Annotated in this window: 16 protein-coding genes; 7 read left to right on the top strand and 9 right to left on the bottom strand. The window is 51.0% G+C overall.

The features are described from left to right. Positions 1-63: 63 nt before the first annotated feature. Positions 64-2,043, bottom strand: a complete 1,980-nt coding sequence (locus tag JI741_RS21770; RefSeq protein WP_202013443.1) for an amidohydrolase family protein — start codon at positions 2,041-2,043, stop codon at positions 64-66. A 389-nt stretch (positions 2,044-2,432) separates the two neighbouring features. Between JI741_RS21770 and JI741_RS21775 the strand changes: the two genes are divergently transcribed. The 3 genes from JI741_RS21775 (at position 2,433) to JI741_RS21785 (ending at position 4,851) form a co-directional block, all read left to right on the top strand. Continuing rightward, positions 2,433-3,020: a Crp/Fnr family transcriptional regulator gene (locus JI741_RS21775; RefSeq protein ID WP_202013445.1), complete on the top strand. Its 588-nt coding sequence runs from the start codon at positions 2,433-2,435 to the stop codon at positions 3,018-3,020. Positions 3,021-3,101: 81 nt separating this feature from the next. Then, positions 3,102-3,536: a carboxymuconolactone decarboxylase family protein gene (locus JI741_RS21780; RefSeq protein WP_202013447.1), complete on the top strand. Its 435-nt coding sequence runs from the start codon at positions 3,102-3,104 to the stop codon at positions 3,534-3,536. Between the two features lie 157 nt (positions 3,537-3,693). After that, positions 3,694-4,851 (top strand): acyltransferase family protein, encoded by a 1,158-nt coding sequence (locus JI741_RS21785; protein ID WP_202013449.1) that lies wholly within the window; start codon positions 3,694-3,696, stop codon positions 4,849-4,851. Between the two features lie 60 nt (positions 4,852-4,911). Here the strand turns inward: JI741_RS21785 and JI741_RS21790 are convergent, their stop codons facing one another. From JI741_RS21790 to JI741_RS21800, 3 genes are all read right to left on the bottom strand, one after another. Further along, a complete protein-coding gene (locus JI741_RS21790) occupies positions 4,912-5,622 on the bottom strand; it encodes a hypothetical protein (RefSeq protein ID WP_202013451.1) in 711 nt (236 codons plus the stop codon). Beyond that, on the bottom strand, positions 5,622-7,409 hold the full coding sequence (locus tag JI741_RS21795; protein WP_202013453.1) for a hypothetical protein: 1,788 nt from the start codon (positions 7,407-7,409) through the stop codon (positions 5,622-5,624). The genes JI741_RS21790 and JI741_RS21795 overlap by 1 nt, the downstream gene beginning before the upstream one ends. A gap of 63 nt (positions 7,410-7,472) precedes the next feature. Then, positions 7,473-7,934 (bottom strand): hypothetical protein, encoded by a 462-nt coding sequence (locus JI741_RS21800; protein WP_202013455.1) that lies wholly within the window; start codon positions 7,932-7,934, stop codon positions 7,473-7,475. A gap of 276 nt (positions 7,935-8,210) precedes the next feature. Here JI741_RS21800 and JI741_RS21805 point away from each other — a divergent pair, with 276 nt between their 5' ends. The 3 genes from JI741_RS21805 (at position 8,211) to JI741_RS21815 (ending at position 13,853) form a co-directional block, all read left to right on the top strand. Then, positions 8,211-9,104: an ABC transporter ATP-binding protein gene (locus tag JI741_RS21805; RefSeq protein ID WP_202013457.1), complete on the top strand. Its 894-nt coding sequence runs from the start codon at positions 8,211-8,213 to the stop codon at positions 9,102-9,104. 22 nt (positions 9,105-9,126) lie between these two features. Continuing rightward, the gene (locus JI741_RS21810; protein ID WP_202013459.1) at positions 9,127-12,753 is read left to right on the top strand and encodes a M1 family aminopeptidase; all 3,627 of its coding nucleotides are present in this window, start codon (positions 9,127-9,129) and stop codon (positions 12,751-12,753) included. 368 nt (positions 12,754-13,121) lie between these two features. Further along, positions 13,122-13,853 (top strand): toxin-antitoxin system YwqK family antitoxin, encoded by a 732-nt coding sequence (locus JI741_RS21815; RefSeq protein WP_202013461.1) that lies wholly within the window; start codon positions 13,122-13,124, stop codon positions 13,851-13,853. A gap of 89 nt (positions 13,854-13,942) precedes the next feature. On the opposite strand, the gene JI741_RS21820 is transcribed toward JI741_RS21815, so the two are convergent. The 4 genes from JI741_RS21820 to JI741_RS33095 form a co-directional block, all read right to left on the bottom strand. Next, on the bottom strand, positions 13,943-14,497 hold the full coding sequence (locus JI741_RS21820; protein WP_202013463.1) for a hypothetical protein: 555 nt from the start codon (positions 14,495-14,497) through the stop codon (positions 13,943-13,945). 23 nt (positions 14,498-14,520) lie between these two features. Next, entirely contained in the window at positions 14,521-15,594 is a 1,074-nt protein-coding gene (locus tag JI741_RS21825) for a hypothetical protein (protein WP_202013465.1), read from the bottom strand. A 24-nt stretch (positions 15,595-15,618) separates the two neighbouring features. Continuing rightward, positions 15,619-16,023 (bottom strand): hypothetical protein, encoded by a 405-nt coding sequence (locus JI741_RS21830; RefSeq protein ID WP_202013467.1) that lies wholly within the window; start codon positions 16,021-16,023, stop codon positions 15,619-15,621. Between the two features lie 89 nt (positions 16,024-16,112). Further along, complete coding sequence (locus JI741_RS33095; protein ID WP_202013469.1) at positions 16,113-16,316, bottom strand: HTH domain-containing protein; 204 nt, start codon at positions 16,314-16,316, stop codon at positions 16,113-16,115. A 227-nt stretch (positions 16,317-16,543) separates the two neighbouring features. Between JI741_RS33095 and JI741_RS21840 the strand changes: the two genes are divergently transcribed. After that, positions 16,544-17,701: a hypothetical protein gene (locus JI741_RS21840; protein WP_202013471.1), complete on the top strand. Its 1,158-nt coding sequence runs from the start codon at positions 16,544-16,546 to the stop codon at positions 17,699-17,701. 39 nt (positions 17,702-17,740) lie between these two features. On the opposite strand, the gene JI741_RS21845 is transcribed toward JI741_RS21840, so the two are convergent. Next, a complete protein-coding gene (locus JI741_RS21845; RefSeq protein WP_202013473.1) occupies positions 17,741-18,922 on the bottom strand; it encodes an MFS transporter in 1,182 nt (393 codons plus the stop codon). Positions 18,923-18,947: the final 25 nt, after the last annotated feature.

The following is an 18,947-nucleotide window of genomic DNA, read 5'->3' on the forward strand; positions in this document are numbered from 1 at the left end:
AACTTCAAAGATACAAGTATTACTAAACTCCAGAGGGATCGGTGCACGGGTTAATCGCGCACCCTATCGAATCGAAATGGCTTCCAACACATCTTTTGTTTTATAAATCTTCTGACCTTTAATGACGGTCTCCACCTTGCGGATGTCGCTCATCGTGGTGAGGGGATTGCCGTCGATGATGATGATGTCGGACGTTTTGCCGGCTTCGAGCGAGCCAAACAGTTTGTCTTTGCCGGCCACCGTGGCCGATTGCAACGTGGCAATCTTGAGTACGGCAGCGTTCGAGATGCCGGCGCGTGCATAGTTCTCAAGTTCTGTGTGCAACACAAACCCCGGGATGTCGTCGGTGCCGGGCACAATAGTGACGCCGTTGTCGTGTAGCACCTTCACCATCCTGAGCATGTTCTGAAATGATTTGGCATAGGTTGCTTCCTGGCCTGCCGGAATGTCGAGCGCGCCGCTGCTGCTGAGTTGACGTTGCATGTCGAGCGGCAACCGGTCGATGACGGCCGCGATGGTGGGCTGTGGTTTGCCGGGGCCAAGCACAAACATGGTTTCAAAAAAGCTGATGGTGGGGTCGAGCACAATTTTTTTGTCTGCCATTTTTTTGATGAAGGCCTTCACCTCGGCACTGTTGAAGTTGAGGGTGGCGGCATTCTGGGCCACGGCGTGGAAGCGCACGGGTGTGCGGGTGTCGAGGTCTTTGCCCAGGAAGTTGAGAAAGAACATGTTCATGTGCTGAATCTCGTCATAGCCCGCGTCAATGGCTTCGGAGGCGAGCATGTGGGCGGGAATGTGGCCACTCACGCGCATGCCGTTTTTGTGTGCCTCGGCGGCGATGGGCTTCACCCACTCGGGCTTCAGGGAGCTGTAGAGTTTCACTTGCGTGTAGCCCAGACTCTTGTATTTCTTCACGGCGGCAACACCCTCTTCGGCCGAATTGATTTTGGCGCCCGTTGGTCCGGCATAGGGACCGGCGCCGTCAATGAAACCACACATGGCCTGGATGCGCGGACCCGGCACCAGATCTTCGTCAATTTGTTTTTTCTTTTCCAGCAGCGATTCGCCGTTGCCCATGTCGCGCACGTTGGTCACGCCCGTGCCAATTTCCAGCAGGCCGTCTGTGCCTTCGCCATAGTGCACGTGCATGTCCCACAAGCCGGGCATCACAAATTTGTTTTGCGCGTCCACCACATGGAAGCCCGTGGGCACTGAAATGCTTTTGCCGGCACCCACGCGGGTGATCATGCCGTTCTCGATCAGCAAGGTGCTGTTGGGTTGGGTTGAGCCGGTCTTCGGATCGAACAGCGTGGCGTGCACCACCGCGATGCCCGTGGTGATTCTGTTCGCCAGCTTTCCTTCGAGCTCCTTGTAGAAATTCTCCCGGTAAGTATCCTGGATGGCGCGCAGTTCGTCGCTCGTGTTTTCATAGCCCTTGGGCATCACACTAAACCAATCGCTGGGTATGGCGAAGAACTGATGACGTTCGTCAAGCCACACGTACTGCGGCGTCAGTCCCGTGCCCGACAGCGACACCAGCGTCACTTTCTTGCCATCGCCCAGTACATGGTCTTTCAACACCGTGAGCTTCTGCCGACCCGACGGCAACAGGGTGAGTGTGTGGTCGGTCGCCGTAAAGAATGCTGCATACGATGTGCCGCTGTTTATCTTGAGCGGAACATAACTCACGTTCCCGGTCACTTTGCGTTGTTCTTTCTCGGCCGAGTTCTCCCACGAGGCCACACCGTTTTCAAGACGAAAAGTTTCGAAGACGGGCTTCTTATAGTAGTCTTTTCCCCTGGCATCGATCCAGGTGATGTAGCCCTGGTCGTTGAGGCGATAGCGACTTACCGTGCTGTCGCCACGGCCGCGGTCGTTGTATTGAAACCATTCGGTGAAAGTGCCGTCGGCGTTTTTCAATTGCTTCTGAAACCCCACCTTGTTGCCTCCCATCATCACGTTCCATTGCACGGTGTCGGCTTGCGCGGCGGCATGATGATAGAAACACCAGGCCACAACAACGAATAGGGAAAATTTTTTCATGGGATTTTTCTTTGAAGGGATAAGATAAGTCCTTCGGTTGAAAAATCCATCGGATGGGTGGACTAGTGTATCAAGTTTCGACACAAACTTTGCCATATGCTGTAAAGTTGGAATTCCTGCCTGAACTAGGAGCAACAAATGCCAATATTAAAATCATAAAACTTTCCAGATGATGTCTTTGATCCAAGCGAATACGGGTTCACCAGCATGTCGAGCAAACCGATAAAACTCATGCGTTTGGATCGTTGAGAAAGGCTACAAAACCTTAACCATCAAACCAGGTGCAACCCTCCTTTTTTTAAGAAAACACAACGTTTAATCTTCTTCATGAATCCTTAAATTTGTTCCAAACAAAAACCAAACAATCACCCTCTTCCTGTTTTCCAATCATGACCACGCCCGAACCAGCCGATGCTCTTCTGAACCACATCCGAAAGTTCATTGCTCTTAGCGACGACGAAGCAACCTTTCTGCTGGACCACGTGCAATTCAAAACCCTGCGCAACAAAGATTTTCTGCTGAAGGCCGGCGATGTGTGTCACGAAAACTTTTTTATCGTGCAGGGATGTGTGCGCATGTATATGCACATCGACAATGGCACGGAGCAGATCATTCAGTTTGCCATCGACAACTGGTGGATGACCGACTACATGAGCTTCGACCACCAGAAGCCCGCGCAGTTCAACATCCAGGCCGTGGAGCCCACGCAGGTGGTGGTGTTTTCGCGAAGCGCTCAGGATGTGGTGTTCGAAAAAATCCCAAGGCTTGAGCGCTACTTTCGTATCATTTTGCAACGGGCCTATTCGGCATCGCTCATGCGCATTCACTTCATCTATAACCAAACGGGCGAAGCGCGCTATCAACAATTCACCAGGTTGTTTCCTGACTTTGTGCAGCGGGTGCCGCAATATATGCTGGCGTCCTATTTGGGTTTCACGCCCGAATTTCTCAGCAAGATCAGGGCAAAGAAAGGGTGAGCTTTCGTTCTTGAACTAGATTAAGTTTTTTCCGGCCCACGCGGTGTTGCTTTGCTTCACAAAACAAAAACAACACATCTTATGCAAACCAGAATGAAACTCGGTGAAATCGATCCCGAAGCCTACAAAGCTATGTCTGCACTTGAAAAATACCTGGGCAGCACGGGCCTCAACGCCAAACACCGCGAGCTGATCAAGATCCGCGCATCCCAACTTAACGGTTGCGCCTATTGCGTGGACCTGCACACCAAAGATGCCCGCAAGGCCGGCGAAACCGAACAACGCCTCTATGCCCTCACCGTGTGGCGCGAAACTCCCTTCTTCACCGATGAGGAACGCGCCATCCTGGCCCTCACCGAAGAAGCAACGTTTATTGCCGACCGTGTGTCGGACGCCACCTATAGTCAAGCCGTGACCGTGCTCGGCGAGAAATATACAGCCCAGGTGCTCATGGCCATCATCACCATCAACGCCTGGAACCGCATTGGCGTGGCCACCAACATGATGCCCCAATAACATCGCCCTTCAGCGCACCTTCAATGAAGAAGCGTGCGGACGATCATTTAAAATAACCCCCGTTCCTTTTCGGGGGTTTCTTTTTGAGAACGATCTTGGGGAAGGCAAGCAACCTTTCGGTTTGGGAAGGCATCTCTACAACTGATTCCACAAGACTATGACCCCACTACCCGCAGGCTCACCGCTCTACACCCGCCAACACTACATCGACTGGATTCGTGTGCTGGCTTTCATGCTCCTCATTTTCTTTCATTGCTCCATGCCGTTTGTGCGGTTTGGATGGGAAGTTAAGAACGAAGAACATTCCCTTTTTCTGGACCGCCTCATCATCTGGATGCATCAATGGCGTTTGCCGTTGTTGTTTTTCATTTCAGGTGTGGGCGTGAATTTCTCGCTTCGCAGGCGATCGGTCCTTGCTTTTTTTGGCGAACGCGTGGTGCGCCTTTTCATACCGCTCTTGTTTGCCATGTTCTTCACCATTCCCCTGCAGGTCTATTTCGAGAAGCTGCAGGAAGGCCTCATCCACGAAAGCTACTGGACCTTCTATCCTTCGGTGTGGACGTTCATTCCCTATCCCGAGGGCACGCTGTCGTGGAGCCACATGTGGTTTGTGGTCTACCTGTTTGTGTTCACCATTCTGTTGCTGCCTGCGTTTGGATTGTTCAAGATCAAGGCCATCCAAAACCTGAAGCTGAAAGCCGATCCGTTCTTCCGGCATCCATTGGCCAACCTGGCCCTGGCCATTCCCTTCATCTGGTTCTACTTCAGCCTCTACATCCGCTGGCCCATTCAAGGCAGCTTGCTCGACGACTGGTTTCTGTTCAACTCGTCTATGGCGTTCTACTTTGTAGGATTCTTTCTGGGCGATCTTCCCTCCTTCTGGGAAACGTGCGAGAAATACAGGAAGCTGTTTCTTGGCGTGTCGCTGGCGACCCTGGTGGTGCTGTTCTGGAAATTCTATTGGAACGTGGAGCTGCCCAAACAACAGGACGCGTCGTTGTATATCTACGGTGTCTTCGATGGTCTCCACATCTGGGCCAATATTCTCACAGCGATTGGCTTTGCGCGACGTTATCTCAACTTCACCAACCCGTGGCTCACGTATCTGACGGCGGCGGTGTATCCGTTCTACATTTTACATCAAACCATCATCGTGTCAACCGGCTATTATGTGGTGCAATGGCATGCTCCCATTGCCGTGAAGTTAGTAGTGCTGATTGTGATCTGCTTCGGTGCAATTCTGGCCATCTATCATTTCCTGATCAGACCGTTTATTGTGACGCGGATTTTGTATGGTGTGCGATGGAGGAAGTGAATGCTGTGGCCTCGCAACACTCATTGGAATTACGGGACAAAGCACGACGTCAATCACACTTTAGTCAGTGCTGCGATTCAGAAAAACAACACATCCCAACGAAGCCCGCAGGCCCGACCAATTGGCGTGCAACGGATTGTTTTTGTCGTCTATGAGATAGCCGTCCTGATGTTCTTTCGACATCAGCTTGCCGGGAGCGATGGTGGCGTAGTAGCCCACTTCTGCCTGCACGCCCAGGCGACCAAAACGTTTGATGGCCGTGACCGAGGGTTGCACCGAAAAGCTGGTTGCCGTGAAGTTTGCCTGATCGGTGCTGGACTGTGTTCCAATGGTTTCATCGGCCGTGATTTTCAACGTGGTGAATGCAATGCCCGGTTTAAAATCGCCACGGATGAACCACGATTCCTTTTCGTCGAGTGTGAAGCTGAGGCCCGCCGAGGCCGTCACGAAGTAATAGCGCAATAGCTGATCGGATTTGATTTTTCCGGAATAATCCGAATACGACACACGACCACCCGTGGAGCCGTAGCCAACATTCAAACCAAAAAATTCTTCGCGATGTGGTTTTATGTTGAAGCCGGCTTCGTAATAGATAAATGCCGGAAACGCTTCTGTGATTTTTGCTTCCACTGGAAAAGTTACCAGGAGTTGTCGTTGCAGGGCCTTCATGTCGCCCATGTTGTAGGAGCCAACACCCGTGTTGAAATACAAGATGGTTTGTGCTTGCGCAGCGGTGCCCAAAAACACAAAGAATACAATAAGGTAACGCATCAGAATATTTTTAGGTATTGGCCATTTTCAGAAAACAGAATTCCATTTTGCAGACTCCACTGGTTGGGATTGGGCGCGTAGGCATTAAACGACTTTGTCTTTCCATCGTCTACGTTCAGGGTATAGACTTTTCGAGATTGTGAGCTAAACAAAAGTATGTTGTGTGTCACGGGATCGTAGGCTTCGGCCGAATAGTAATTTACTTCGGGAAAGGGCAACACACGCAGCAGCGAAAGATCATTGGCGCTGTAGACCATTATCGTGCCCGCATTCTGCAACATCATCTCATCGGGTTTGTCTTCGCGAAAGCCCAGAAAAGTTCCGCTGAAGTTTGGATTGCCGATAAGCTGTGTGGTGCCGCTCGCTACCGAACGCACTTCGCCCTGCGACGTATAGATAAATTTTCCATCACTCGAGAGGTGTATCGTGGGATACCACGTGTTGATGTTCGTGATGCTGAAGATGGACGTTTGCGTCGCCACGTCATAGAGGGTTGCGTTGAAATAGGTTTTGTCTACAATCCATTTGCGGGAGCTTGTCTTCACCAGCCCGCCTCCAAACCCTGAAAGATACGTGTCGCCCGATTTGGGTATTGTGTGTATTGCTCCCGTCTTCAAATCCACCGTGCCTATCTGGCTGGTCGCTTCGTAATAGCCAAGGCCGCCCTGAAAAGGTATGTTAATAAACGAGGCAAATTGCAGACTGTCCACAGGCTTCAAGGTGTTGTCGAACGTGTAGAGATACGCTCCATCGGAATAGGCCAGCCGGCCCAGCACGGAGTTGTAGCGCACTTGCGAAAAGCCTTTATACGTTTTGTTGCCAAGCTCTACCACGGCAGACGCGACCGGTCGGAACCATTGCTGGGAAATATCTTCATACTTGCTATCGACCGAAAAGGCAATGTTCGCCGGAGCTCCAAACACGAGCGTCTTGACTTTCACCGTCAATGTTGTGTCTTTCACATTCAACGTCGAACCCAGCACGTCACTGCCTTCTGCGCGGATGTCGTATTTCTTAAACGCGCCATAGAACGCTGTTGAATTCCATTTTAGAGCCACAGTGCTGTCTAGGTTGTTCAACTTGGCTTGAAGCGTGAACGCCGGACCAGTGTATATTTTTTCGACGTGGGAAGACGTCACCGTATTCTCGACATACAGTTCATATTGAACATCACCTTGCGTTCCGGTGTAGACACTGTCGACCCAGAAATTTTCACCGGGAGCAATCCGTGCGACGTAGCGATCTTGTCCCCATGCCCTTCTGTGCAGCACATAACGCACAAAGTTTTGTTTTGTATAAGCATCCCAATCCACACGCAAGAATCCATTCACAACCGAAAAACGCAGCGAAGGGGCGGGTGGCGGCTCGACATCAATTTTTAGAATCCATTTCTTCCACACCAGATAATTCTCCGCATTTTCCTTGTCGGCCAGACTGCCTGTGCCCGACGACACCAGAATTTGAATCTTCAACTCAAAAATACCCGTGCGCAACAAATAATGGTCAATGTCAAACGCGCCATTCACCATCTCGCCACTGTAAATAACATCATCATCTATCAGAATCTGAACGTTTCTCAAGATGCCCTTGTCACGGTCTATACTATAGCCCAGTCGCGACCTACCATACACAAAAATCGTATCGGCACCCAGATAGTCATTTAGCTCTATAGACACCACGGGATCCGGACGATCAACAGGCTTGAAATACTCCTCTTCCGGAGCAAACGTACAAGCGGCTAGCACCAGCAGTGGCAACACGACCCAAAGGCGAGGAATATGGTTCATAACAAAATCAGCTAAACGTTCGAGTTATACAATCACACACTATTCTCTTATACAAACAGGCCATCACAGTCTCAACTTCCTGCCCAGCTTTGCCTCCATGGCCGACTCAAAAATTTCAAGCCTGTCATGCTTCACCAACTCGCCGAGGGGAAGTTTGTGTTTCTTTCCCGCCGTTGTGCCAATGGTCAGCAACAGTCCCTGGCGCATCGATGAATAAACACAATATGCCCCAAGCATAGCGGGGATGACCGGTACCACAATGGCTTCTATATAAATTCTGTCAACCTCGTCGTTGCCCACAACAATCACCATGCGCAACACATAATACACCGCGAAGGCCAGCAAGGCCAAACCAATCGCGAGCACGATGCCCCAATTGTGCAGTTCCTTTCCCCGCGCTATTCGGGCACTGGTCACTTTGGCAAACGGGATGGTTTCGTAGTTGTAGCCGCTCCGGAGCAAGTGAATGCCATTATCGGACACCGCAAACAGGTCGGTTTCAAAAGCATAGACGGGTGTTGCCATAATCAAAAACGGTTCTGTAAAACATCGGGCGTGGGACGCTCACGCCTTCAAAACTAAAAAAAGAATTGCATTTTTTGCCACCTCCCTCGCCATCCCCTCCAAAAATCACTACCCCTACCGTACTTTCCATTCGCAACATTTATTATCTTCGTTCACCTTGAGAAAACCTGACCTGCCCCTTCAAGATCGTTTGCCTGCGCGGAAGCCCATGCCCGCGGGTGTCGGCCGTCGTCGGTAGCAACGCCATCCCTAACCTCCTAAAAACCCTTTCCGCACATGCAACTTGTCATTGAAAACCTCAGCAAGACCTACTCCAACGGGGTGCAGGCACTGAAAAACGTTTCGCTCACCATCAGCCAGGGCATGTTTGGCCTGCTGGGGCCCAACGGCGCCGGTAAGTCGTCGCTCATGCGCACCATCGCCACCCTGCAGGAGGCCGACAGCGGCACCATCCGCCTGGGCAACCTCGATGTGCTGCGACAGAAACAGGAGGTCCGGAAATTACTGGGCTACCTGCCCCAGGAATTTGGCGTCTACCCCCGCGTCACGGCCGAGTCTATGCTCGACCACATTGCCGACCTCAAGGGCATCGTCGACAAAAAACAACGCAAGGAAATTGTGCGCATCCTGCTCGAGAAAGTGAACCTCGCCCACGTGCGCAACAAAAACCTCGGCACCTTTTCGGGCGGCATGAAACAACGTTTTGGCGTAGCCCAGGCGTTGATCGGCAACCCCAAACTCATCATCGTAGACGAACCCACCGCGGGCCTCGACCCTGCGGAGCGAAACCGTTTCTATAATCTGCTGAGCGAAATCGGCGAAAACACCATCGTCATTCTTTCCACACACATTGTGGAAGACGTGACCAACCTGTGCAGCAACATGGCCATCATTTGCCTGGGCGAAGTGATCGCGCAAGGCAATCCCAACACCCTGGTGGAAGAAGTGCAGGGAAAAATCTGGAGCAAGAGCATCGAGAAATCAGAGCTCACGGTCTACCGCAATTCGTTCCGCGTCATCTCCACGCAACTCAAGATGGGCAAGACACAAATTCACGTGTTGAGCGAGATACGCCCCGACGAAAGCTTCAAACCGGTGGAAGCCGGCCTGGAAGATGTATACTTTTCGCGCATCGCCGACAAGGACAAGTCGAACATCGTTACCGCCTAATCCCACCCTTCAACGCACCGCTATGTTCTGGAAAATATTTCTCTTCGAAATCCGCTACCGCATGAAGCGGCCGGCCACGTGGGCTTACTTTGGGATCATTTTTGTTCTTGCCTGCTTGCTCGGTTATTTTGGAAGCAGCCCCGCCTCCGAGAAGGCCTATGTAAACTCATCGACCGCCCTTGGTGAAATGACCCTTGTGCTCAGTCTCTTTGAGGTCTTTCTTGCTTCCGCTGTCATGGGCGTGCCTGTTTATCGCGACATTGAATACCGCACAAAGGATTATTTCTTCACCTACCCCATCGGCGAGAAGTCCTATCTGATGGGGCGCTTCTGGGGATCTTTTTTGATTCTGCTGCTCATCACCTTTGCCTTTCCTCTCGGACTACTCATCGGCGGACCCGTTGGTCTGGTTGCCGGCGAGATTGAACCCGAACGCTACGGACCCTTTGTTTTTTATCATTACTTCTACAACACGGTGGTGTTGAGCATACCCAATCTCTTTTTTGCCGCCGCTGTGTTCTTCTCTCTCGTGGCCCTCACACGAAAGATCGCCGTCACCTACATGACCAGCGTTCTTTTATTTGTGGGGTATTTGCTTGCCAACGCGCTCACACGCGACCTCGACAACAAGACATTGGTCGACATCCTCGATCCCTTCGCGCTCACCACCTATAACAACGCAACCAAATACTGGACTCCTGCTGAACAGAATGTGAATCTTATCCCGCTCTCCGGCAACTTCCTTTGGAATCGCGTGCTCTGGATCGGCATCAGCCTTGCATTATTTGTGTTCACGTATTTTCGGTTCTCATTCCGCAGCATGCTGGCAACGTCAAGCGGAGCATTACGTAAAGAAGAAAGCACCGAAAGAATAGGCCGGGCGTTAGTCGATCTGCCGGTGGTCCAAAAAGTATATTCATCTTCCATCTTCCTCCGCAAGATGCTGCGATTGGCCATACTGGAATTTAAGTTCATTGCAAAAGATTTCTATTTCATCGCCATCCTGCTGGCCGGCGTCCTGTTTCTGTTTCTCGATGGTTGGTTCGGATCACCCATCTACGGCACGCCGTCGCTTCCCCTCACCTACTACATGCTGGAAGTGAAGGACTATGACTACGTTATCTTCGTCTTCATCATCTTCATTTTCTATACCGGCGAGGTGGTGCACCGCGACAAAAGTGTGAACTATGCCAACATTGCCGATGCCCTTCCCGTGCCCAACTGGGTCATCTATGGGGCTAAGTTTATCGCACTGTTGCTCATCAGCTTTTTGCTGGTCAACCTCGTCCTGGTGTGTGGCGTGATGAATCAAGTGGCAAAGGGATATTTTAATTTTGAGTTCGGCATGTACTTCACCGACCTCTATCTCATTGAATTTCCGGAATACGTGGAGCTTGTCATGCTCAGCTTCATTGTCCACATTCTGGTCAACAATAAATTTATGGGCCACGTGGTCTCCATTGGCATCTGGGTGTTGTTGCTGGGCCTCCGCAATTTTGCAGACATGGACTACAACCTGTTGTTCTACAGCTACGCACCTAACTATATGGTGTCGGACATGAACGGCTTCGGGCACTTCCTGCGCACGCTCACCATCTTTCACATCTACTGGCTCAGCCTCGGCGCCGTCTTCATCGTCATTGGCAACCTCTTCTGGAACCGCGGCTCCGAGTCTTCGTTCAAAGCCCGCTGGATGTTGGCGCGCAGCCGCTTCAACATCGCTCCCGCCGTGGCCCTCACGTTCTTCACTCTGCTGTGGCTCGGCACCGGTGCGTTCATCTACTACAACGTGAGCGTGCTCAACACCTACCGCACCAGCAAGGAAAGCAAACAGATCAGCGCCGACTTCGAGAAAAAATACAAGAAGTATGAATTCATGGCCCAACCCAAAGTAACGGACGTGAACGCCACCATCGACATCTTTCCCAAAGAACGCCGCACCGTGGCCGCCGCCCGCTTCACCGTGGTGAACAAATCCACCAAAGCCATCGACTCGCTCCTGCTCAACATCGGCAGCCCCATACGCCAAACACGCATCGAAACGCTGACCCTCAACGAAAAACCGTTAACGCTTTTGATGGAAGACAAAGTGAACCGCTTCTACATCTACAAACTGCCGGCCACCCTAAACCCGGGCGACACCGCCGTGCTCAGCGTGCAGATGGACGCCCGCTCCGAAGGCTTTGCCAACAGCGGCCTCGATCGCGAAGTGGTCTACAACGGCACCTTCTTCGACCTCAACGTGTTCCCTTCGTTCGGCTATCCCGGCGACCCCATGACCAGCGACAAAGACCGCAAGAAATATGGCCTGCCCAAAAAAGACTACGTGGCTCCACCCCAAACCGACCCACTGGGCCTGAGCACACTGCTCTTCAACGACGACGCCGACTATGTGACCTTCCAGGCCACCATCAGCACCGATGCCGATCAACTGGCCATCGCCCCCGGCTACATCCAGAAAGAATGGACAGAAAACGGACGCAAGTTCTATCACTACACCATGGACGCCCCCATGGACCTCTTCTTCAACCTCTCGTCTGCACGCTATGCCGTGAAGCGCGACCACTGGAAAGGCGCGCATGGCGACACCGTGAACATCGAGATCTTCTATCACCCCACACACGCCTACAACCTCGACCGCTTTGTGAAATCGGCAAAAGCCTCGCTCGACTATTTCACGTCAAACTTCGGGCCCTATCAATATCGCCAGATTCGCATTCTTGAATTTCCGCGCTACGCCGGCTTCGCCCAGTCGTTCCCCAACACCGTGCCCTACACCGAAAGCTTTGGCTGGGTGGCCGACTACAGCGACCCCGACGACACCGACTACACCTTCTATGTGACGGCCCACGAAATTGCTCACCAATGGTGGGGCCACCAGGTAACACCCAGCTTCACACGCGGCGCCAACCAACTGTCGGAGTCCATGGCCGAATACTCATCGCTCATGGTGCTGCAAAAAGAGTATGGGAAAGATGCCATGCAAAAACGCCTCAAGTATGCACTCGACCGCTACCTGCGCGGCCGCGCCGGCGAAGATAAATTCGAAGCCACCCTGCTCGACAACGACAGCCGTGCCTATGTGTGGTACGACAAAGGCTCACTCATTCTCTACGGCCTTCAAGACCTGATTGGCGAAGACACGTTGAACCACGCGTTCCAGAAATTTCTCGACACCGCCGCCTTCCGCCAGAAGCCACCGTTCCCCACATCCAACGAATGGTATAGCTACATCAAGGCCGCCACACCCGACTCGCTCCACTACTACATCGAAGACGGCTTCGAGAAAATTGCCCTCTACGAAAACCGTATCACCAAAGCCGACTATAAAAAACTGGAAGGCGACAAATACAAAGTGACGCTGACGGTGCAAACCAAAAAACTATACTACGACGGCCTCGGCAAAGAGACCGGCGCAGGCACCGGCAAAGACCTCGTAGACATCGGCATCTTTGCCGAAGAAGGCAAAGCCGAAAACGGCATGAAAAAGAAAACACCACTCTACCTGAAAAAACACTGGCTCACACCGGGCGAACACACACTCGAGTTTGAAGTGACCGGCAAACCCATCAAAGCCGGCATCGATCCCTACAACAAATTGATCGACCGCATCCCCGACGACAACATCAAAACGGTGGATGAACTCTAGAAAAGCGCCACACTGCTAACAAAACAAAACGCTTCGGCAACTGGGATATAAATCCCAAACCGAAGCGTTTTTCTTTGATAACAACATGGGCGCATCCCTTCCCTGCACACAACCCCACACACGGGTCGGGCTCTACGCTGCAAGTCCTCGCCTTCCCCCGCACACCCCAAACGCACGCTGTGGGCTTTCCGCTGCGATCCCTTGCGCAAAACAACGTTTAGGTCGACAAACGGCATTTCGTTTCAGATCACAGCTTCAGAATCCAGCATGCTATTTGCTATCTTTGCATCACCACCAAGTCCCCGTTGACCGCAAGGCCAACCGTCCTGCAATGTCAGGAGACGAAAGCCGGGCTGACGTGCGCCATCATGAACGCAACATGCACCATCTCTAAGGTCACTAAAAATGTGACCATCACGTTAATCCTAGCGCTATCCACCTTTTTTGTACACGCCCAACACCACCACCAGATCGTAACCACCTACCCCAACGCCACCATCCACGAAATCTATTACGTGTTGAAAGGAAAAGACACGGTGAAGCATGGTGCCTACTATTCATTCTACGACGGCGAACTGACCGCGCGCGAACTCAAACTGGCAAATCCCAAAACCGACATGCTCGGCTTTATCGAGAAAGGCCACTATGACAAAGGCTTGAAAGACGGCCACTGGATACGCTACAAAAAACCCAAACAAAACAGCTCAACCGCCGTCTACAACGCCATCATCGAAGAAGGCTCCTACAAACACGACCACAAAACCGGCATCTGGAAAACCTACACCGAAGAAGGCCGCGTCATCAAACAATTCAACTTCGACACAAACGATTCTCTTCCCCCCATCGTCAAAGTCAAGATTGAATATCCACCCAAAGCCAGGCAAAACAAAGCCGAGGGCACCGTCACCATCAAAGTGATCTACGAAAACTGCGAGCCCGTTGCCTACGAGATCATGAAAGACATCGGCTACGGCTGCGGCGAAGCCGTTGTGAAAGCCCTGAAAACCCAACGCGAACTGGAACGCAAATACGGCATCCCCAGCAAAAAGTGCGGCATGATGGAGGAGAGGACGGATTTTCCGTTTAGGTTGGAGCGGTGAGTCAGCTACCTCACGTGTATGGCTGTGACTAGGTTGTCATCCGTAATGACGACCTAATCGAAATAGTCAAAGTCTGCTACGACCACACGCTACTTCCTTTTGTAGACTCCCTTCAATGGCAGTGTACGCCAGTCGTTGTTTGAAAAGTAGCTGGCCGAGAACCGAATTTCCAATACACCATCTGACAACATATTCACCTCATGAATCTCGCCGCTGCCCAGGTTTCTGAAGGCCGTTATCCTATTTGTCGATTCGTCGTAAGCATAGCGACACAACAAATTTGTGAAGCCATATAGAACATCGATGACATTTCCTTGGTCATCTCGAAACACATTCGCAAAAGGGCGCACAAGTGAAATCTCCTGATCATAAAAGTCCGGTTCCCAATGATAGATTGTAGTACGAAACTCAGCATAATACCGCGATGCGTTGCCCGTTTCATGGGCCTCGGCAAGCAGGTCTGTGCTAAACACTCCGTCGCGATCAAGGTCGATTGCATACTCGCACACAATACTCTGAACGTCGTATGTGCCGTCTAGCCGGGTAGAGGGTGGAATGGCAGGAAGTGGTTCACTTTTGTCGTGGCAACCTAGACACAAGTTGACGACCACTATTAGCGCCAGTGAGTTTGAGATATGGTGCATTGTTTAATAAAGGTCAGTGTCTGCTATTGAATATGTCGAGGCTCAATACTTATGGAAAAAATATCGTTATAGTATTCGCGCGACATGTATAGGCCAAAAACACTTTTCTCAGTAATAACCTTGTCTGCGAAATTCACTGTAGCCTGCCCCAGGTAATCACTTTCTAAAGTCGTAGTGACCTCAATCGTATTTGTAACATTTCTTTTGCGACTAGCTCCGAATTTCAATCCCACTTTAAGTATGGTGGCCTGGACGTCAAAGTTCGTGGCAAACTCAACGTTCTCCGTCCTCGACGTTTTTATAACCTCCACGTTGTCAGCCTCCTCAACATCTATTCGAAAAGTGCTTGCATAAGACTCAAGGTCCCAATTAACCAGCGGCATACTCGTTAGAACCTGCTTTGCCGTCACTGATTCAATCTCATAAAAATCATATCGAAAAGGCCAGATACCTTTTTTCTTAACATGATACACCACGTCAAACAAGTTCGAGCCCTTAGATAAAAAAGCGCTTTTAATCTCTGTCCCCACGCCATTTTGCCCATGCACAGCAGCAGTACATCTAATCTCAAAAAAGCCATCGGTCCAGCCTGACGACTTCTTTCCCGATTTAATAAAAGGATCACCCGACTGCTCGGCCATTCGCTGGTGGACCAAAAAAGCATCGCCCGTCACATAAAATGAGCTTATATATTCCTTATAGTCATATGAAAACTCTCCATCGGGAGCGCTCGGTGTTATCCCGTAGTATATGTAGTCCCGTTGCCAACCGTCAGCTTTCTTATATATATCATACGCCGCTTTGAGTTTGGCATCCGGTTTAATGAGTCGTTTTTGCTTTTCTTCGCGATATGCGAGTCCAGTTAGGGACCGATCAAATAGATCGTCGGTGAACTTATAGGAAAGGCCATTCGCTCCTTTGATCGTCCGTGTAGATTCCGTCTCTCGAAAGCCGGGCTGTTTCTCCGTTATCATTCGCTCATTCGTCTTCACCACAATCACAGGATAGCCTGGAACGAGCGATGGTTCCAGAAGAATTTGATGACCATCGGCTTTGACGATCGGAATCCCATTTGTGCCGCGCACACGTATGGCCACGTCGGGCACCTGATTTTCTACGTCCTAATCTCTTGCGGAAAACGTTCTATCGGGTAAAGTCGGCACAAAGATCGTCAGCAACGGAAGTCGTTCTTCTATAGCCGTGAGCTCGGCGGGTGTGGAAAAATAAGGAAGCAGGGTCTCTCGCAAGGTCCGTCCGTTTGATAATTCAACATCGCGAACCAACGCATAGACCACATCAAAGTCTTCGTCAATCATCTTTTGCGACTCTTGCTTCAAAAAACTTCGCACAGCAGGCTCCGCCGCAACGGCGCGCGCCAGCGCTTTAGCAAATACCACTTTCTGTTCTTTATCCGGATCTTCAACAGTTGAAACCGAAGTTGCAACAACGGCTTCGTTTCGGTCGCACGAACCCAGGGCAATAACCATAACCAACGCGCAAACAATAATTCCAGGAACGCTCTTCATAACAAGTCGTTTAGGTAAGAAATAGCTTTACGTTGCTGGAAGGTCTCAGCATTGCAAGTATAGTGGCGACGACGGACAAATCTTGTCCGTCATTGGGGGCCGCATGTATACTTTTTTAATTTCACGTCATACCGTATATCAAGGCCCTGATCGCGTAGCATATTGATCATTCGGCGCACAGTTCTTTCTGAGCACTCAAATTTATTCGCCAGTGTTTGTGGGGATGGAAGCCTGTTTTTAAGGACAAGTTCCTTTAAGTAATCAAGCCTTTCAGCGTATGTTCTAAAATCCATAGCGTATTGAGCGTTAAATTCTACTGATACTATGACTCGTAGAATCGACACAGGCTCTTGTCAATTCTCTCCGCTAAAAATGCTAGAAATATTATCAACGAACAATACTGATTTACACCAATCAATACATGAAGACGGCTTCCTGTCATTCTCTACAAACGACTTGGCTATTTGAAAAACATTTGAGATTTTTAAGTGAACAACGCTTTTAGCTAAAACGAACACGCATGTCACTCCCTCCCTGTCAACTACGGACATTTAAAAACACGTACCCTGACTACAATTTTCAGTCTATCTACGATACCATTAAAGCGCACTTTCCAATCGACGATCCTGAAAAATACACGGAAGAGAACATTCAGTCGTTTCCCGGCTTGGAGAAAATCGCCAAAGCCATGAACGACAACTTTGTCGACGCAAAACAATACAGGCAATGGTCAGCCTTAAACAAGCTTCTAAAGAAGGAGATGAAAAAGAAGGTTGAGTCCACCTTCTCGTTGTTCAATTTTTGCTATAGCGGGGCCGTGGTGCTGGAAGAAATAAAGAACGCAAACTTCATCAAGTCGAAAAAGCTTCATTTCTACATCAGCGTTCTTGGCCCCTATTTCTCAATCTGCGGCATTGACAGTTCAACGGTTATGATGCCTTGGGATTCTAGTATAGAGAATTTCCCTTTCGAAGCAACGCATGCCGTAACCATTTCGCCGGCCTTCGAATATGAAACAGCGTTCAGATCACTCGAGGATAAAATCAGGCAACGATTTCCAGGCTACTCTTTCGTTCCCTACGACATTGGCATGTGCACCCTGAAAGGCATCTCGTTTGAAAATGACCACTCGCGCGACCCCAGAATGACCAACACGATCTACGAAGGACTCTATGGTCAACTGGCCGTGCACACCGCCATGCCCAGAGGCGACGGCCGGTATGGCTTTGCCGATTGGACACGCCCCTGGACCAAAACAGAACAAGTACTGGCAAACGAATTGTCCAACCACCTGACACAATCCGTCGAAGAAACCACCGCGCATCGCGTCTGGAAATTGACAGGGCACAAACGGCTGGATAATTCCGGAAAATTAAGACATGTGATGTTTGGATCAGACATGCTGCCTGACCTGCTCGATCTCTGCCATCCGTCCAAAGCCATTGTTTGGTCTGCTGGAGGCCGAGCGCCGCATGAAGTTTCCTATCGATTGACGGACGACTTAATACAACTATCCTCAACCTTCCGGCTAAGGATAATAAACATCACTAAAAGCACACTGATTGCAAATTTGGCGCTCGACATTCGGCATGAGTCCCTGTCGGTTAACGGAGAGTTTCTGGAGTTGAAGTTTGTCGACGCTAGCGGGGTAGTCGATCCGAAGAATCTCAAGAGATAATTACGGCATGATGCCAGAACAGTTTAAAAGGAAAACACCTCACCCCTCCGCCTCCACCACCGCATACGCAGGCGCCACATCATTCCGCTGATAGCGCGCCGCAAACAACGCTATCGCCAGGCCAACCAAAGCCAGACCGGCCCCAACCCATTCCGGCGATGTGTAGCCGTAGCCCAATGCAATGGGCACGCCTCCAAGATAGGCGCCCAACGCATTGCCTACATTAAATGCTCCCTGTGTCACAGACGAGGCCAGCATCTCGGCTCCTTTCGCGGCCCGGATCATCAGCATTTGCAACGGTGCCCCCAGGGCAAACGCCGAGGCACCGGTGATGAACGTTACCAGCAACGCCGTAGGCTTATAGTGCACCGCTACCACCAGCACAATTAGCACAACCGCCATGTTCAGCAACAGAATTTGTGCGGCTTTCAGGGGCGAGCGATCTGCCAGTCGGCCTCCAATGAAATTGCCGATGGCCATGCCAACGCCTGCAATCATAAGAATGTAGGTCAACGCTTCGCTGCTAAAGCCTGCCACCTCCGTCATCAGCGGGGCGATGTAGCTGAACCAGGCGAAGAGGCCGCCGGTGCCAATCATGGTGATGCCGATGATGAGCCACGGCTCAACACGCGTAAAAACTTTAAGATCTCTGCGAAGACTTGCGCCGGGTGTGGGCTCCAGCTTGGGCATCCATTGGCGAATGCTCACAATGGCCAGCACGCCTACAATGGCGACGGCCAGAAATGTGAACCGCCATCCAAACGTGTGCCCCAGATAGGTGCCCAGCGGCACACCGATGATGTTGGCAATGGTGAGGCCGGCAAACATCACGGAGATGGATCTTGCTTCGCGTCCCGGTTCGGCCAGGCGCGTGGCTACTACAGCACCCACGCCAAAGAAGGCGCCGTGTGGCAGGCCTGAAATGAAACGCATCAACAACAGCGTGATGTAGTTTGGCGACAAGGCCGAGATGCCGTTGCCCAGGGTGAACATGATCATGAAAAAGATCAGCAGTCGTTTGGGCGGCTGGCTTCCCAGCATGCCCACCAGCAACGGTGCACCTACTACAACGCCAACGGCATACGCTGCAATGAGGTAGCCTGCCACGGGTATAGACACCGAGAACGCTTCGGAGAGGTCTGGCAAAATTCCCATCATCACAAACTCGGTCATGCCAATGCCGAACGCGCCAACGGTGAGGGTTACTAAACTTAAACGCATGGTTTGAAAAAGGTCAGCTAAAAAA

This window comes from Chryseolinea lacunae (assembly GCF_016735595.1).
Classification (GTDB): Bacteria; Bacteroidota; Bacteroidia; order Cytophagales; family Cyclobacteriaceae; genus Chryseolinea; species Chryseolinea lacunae.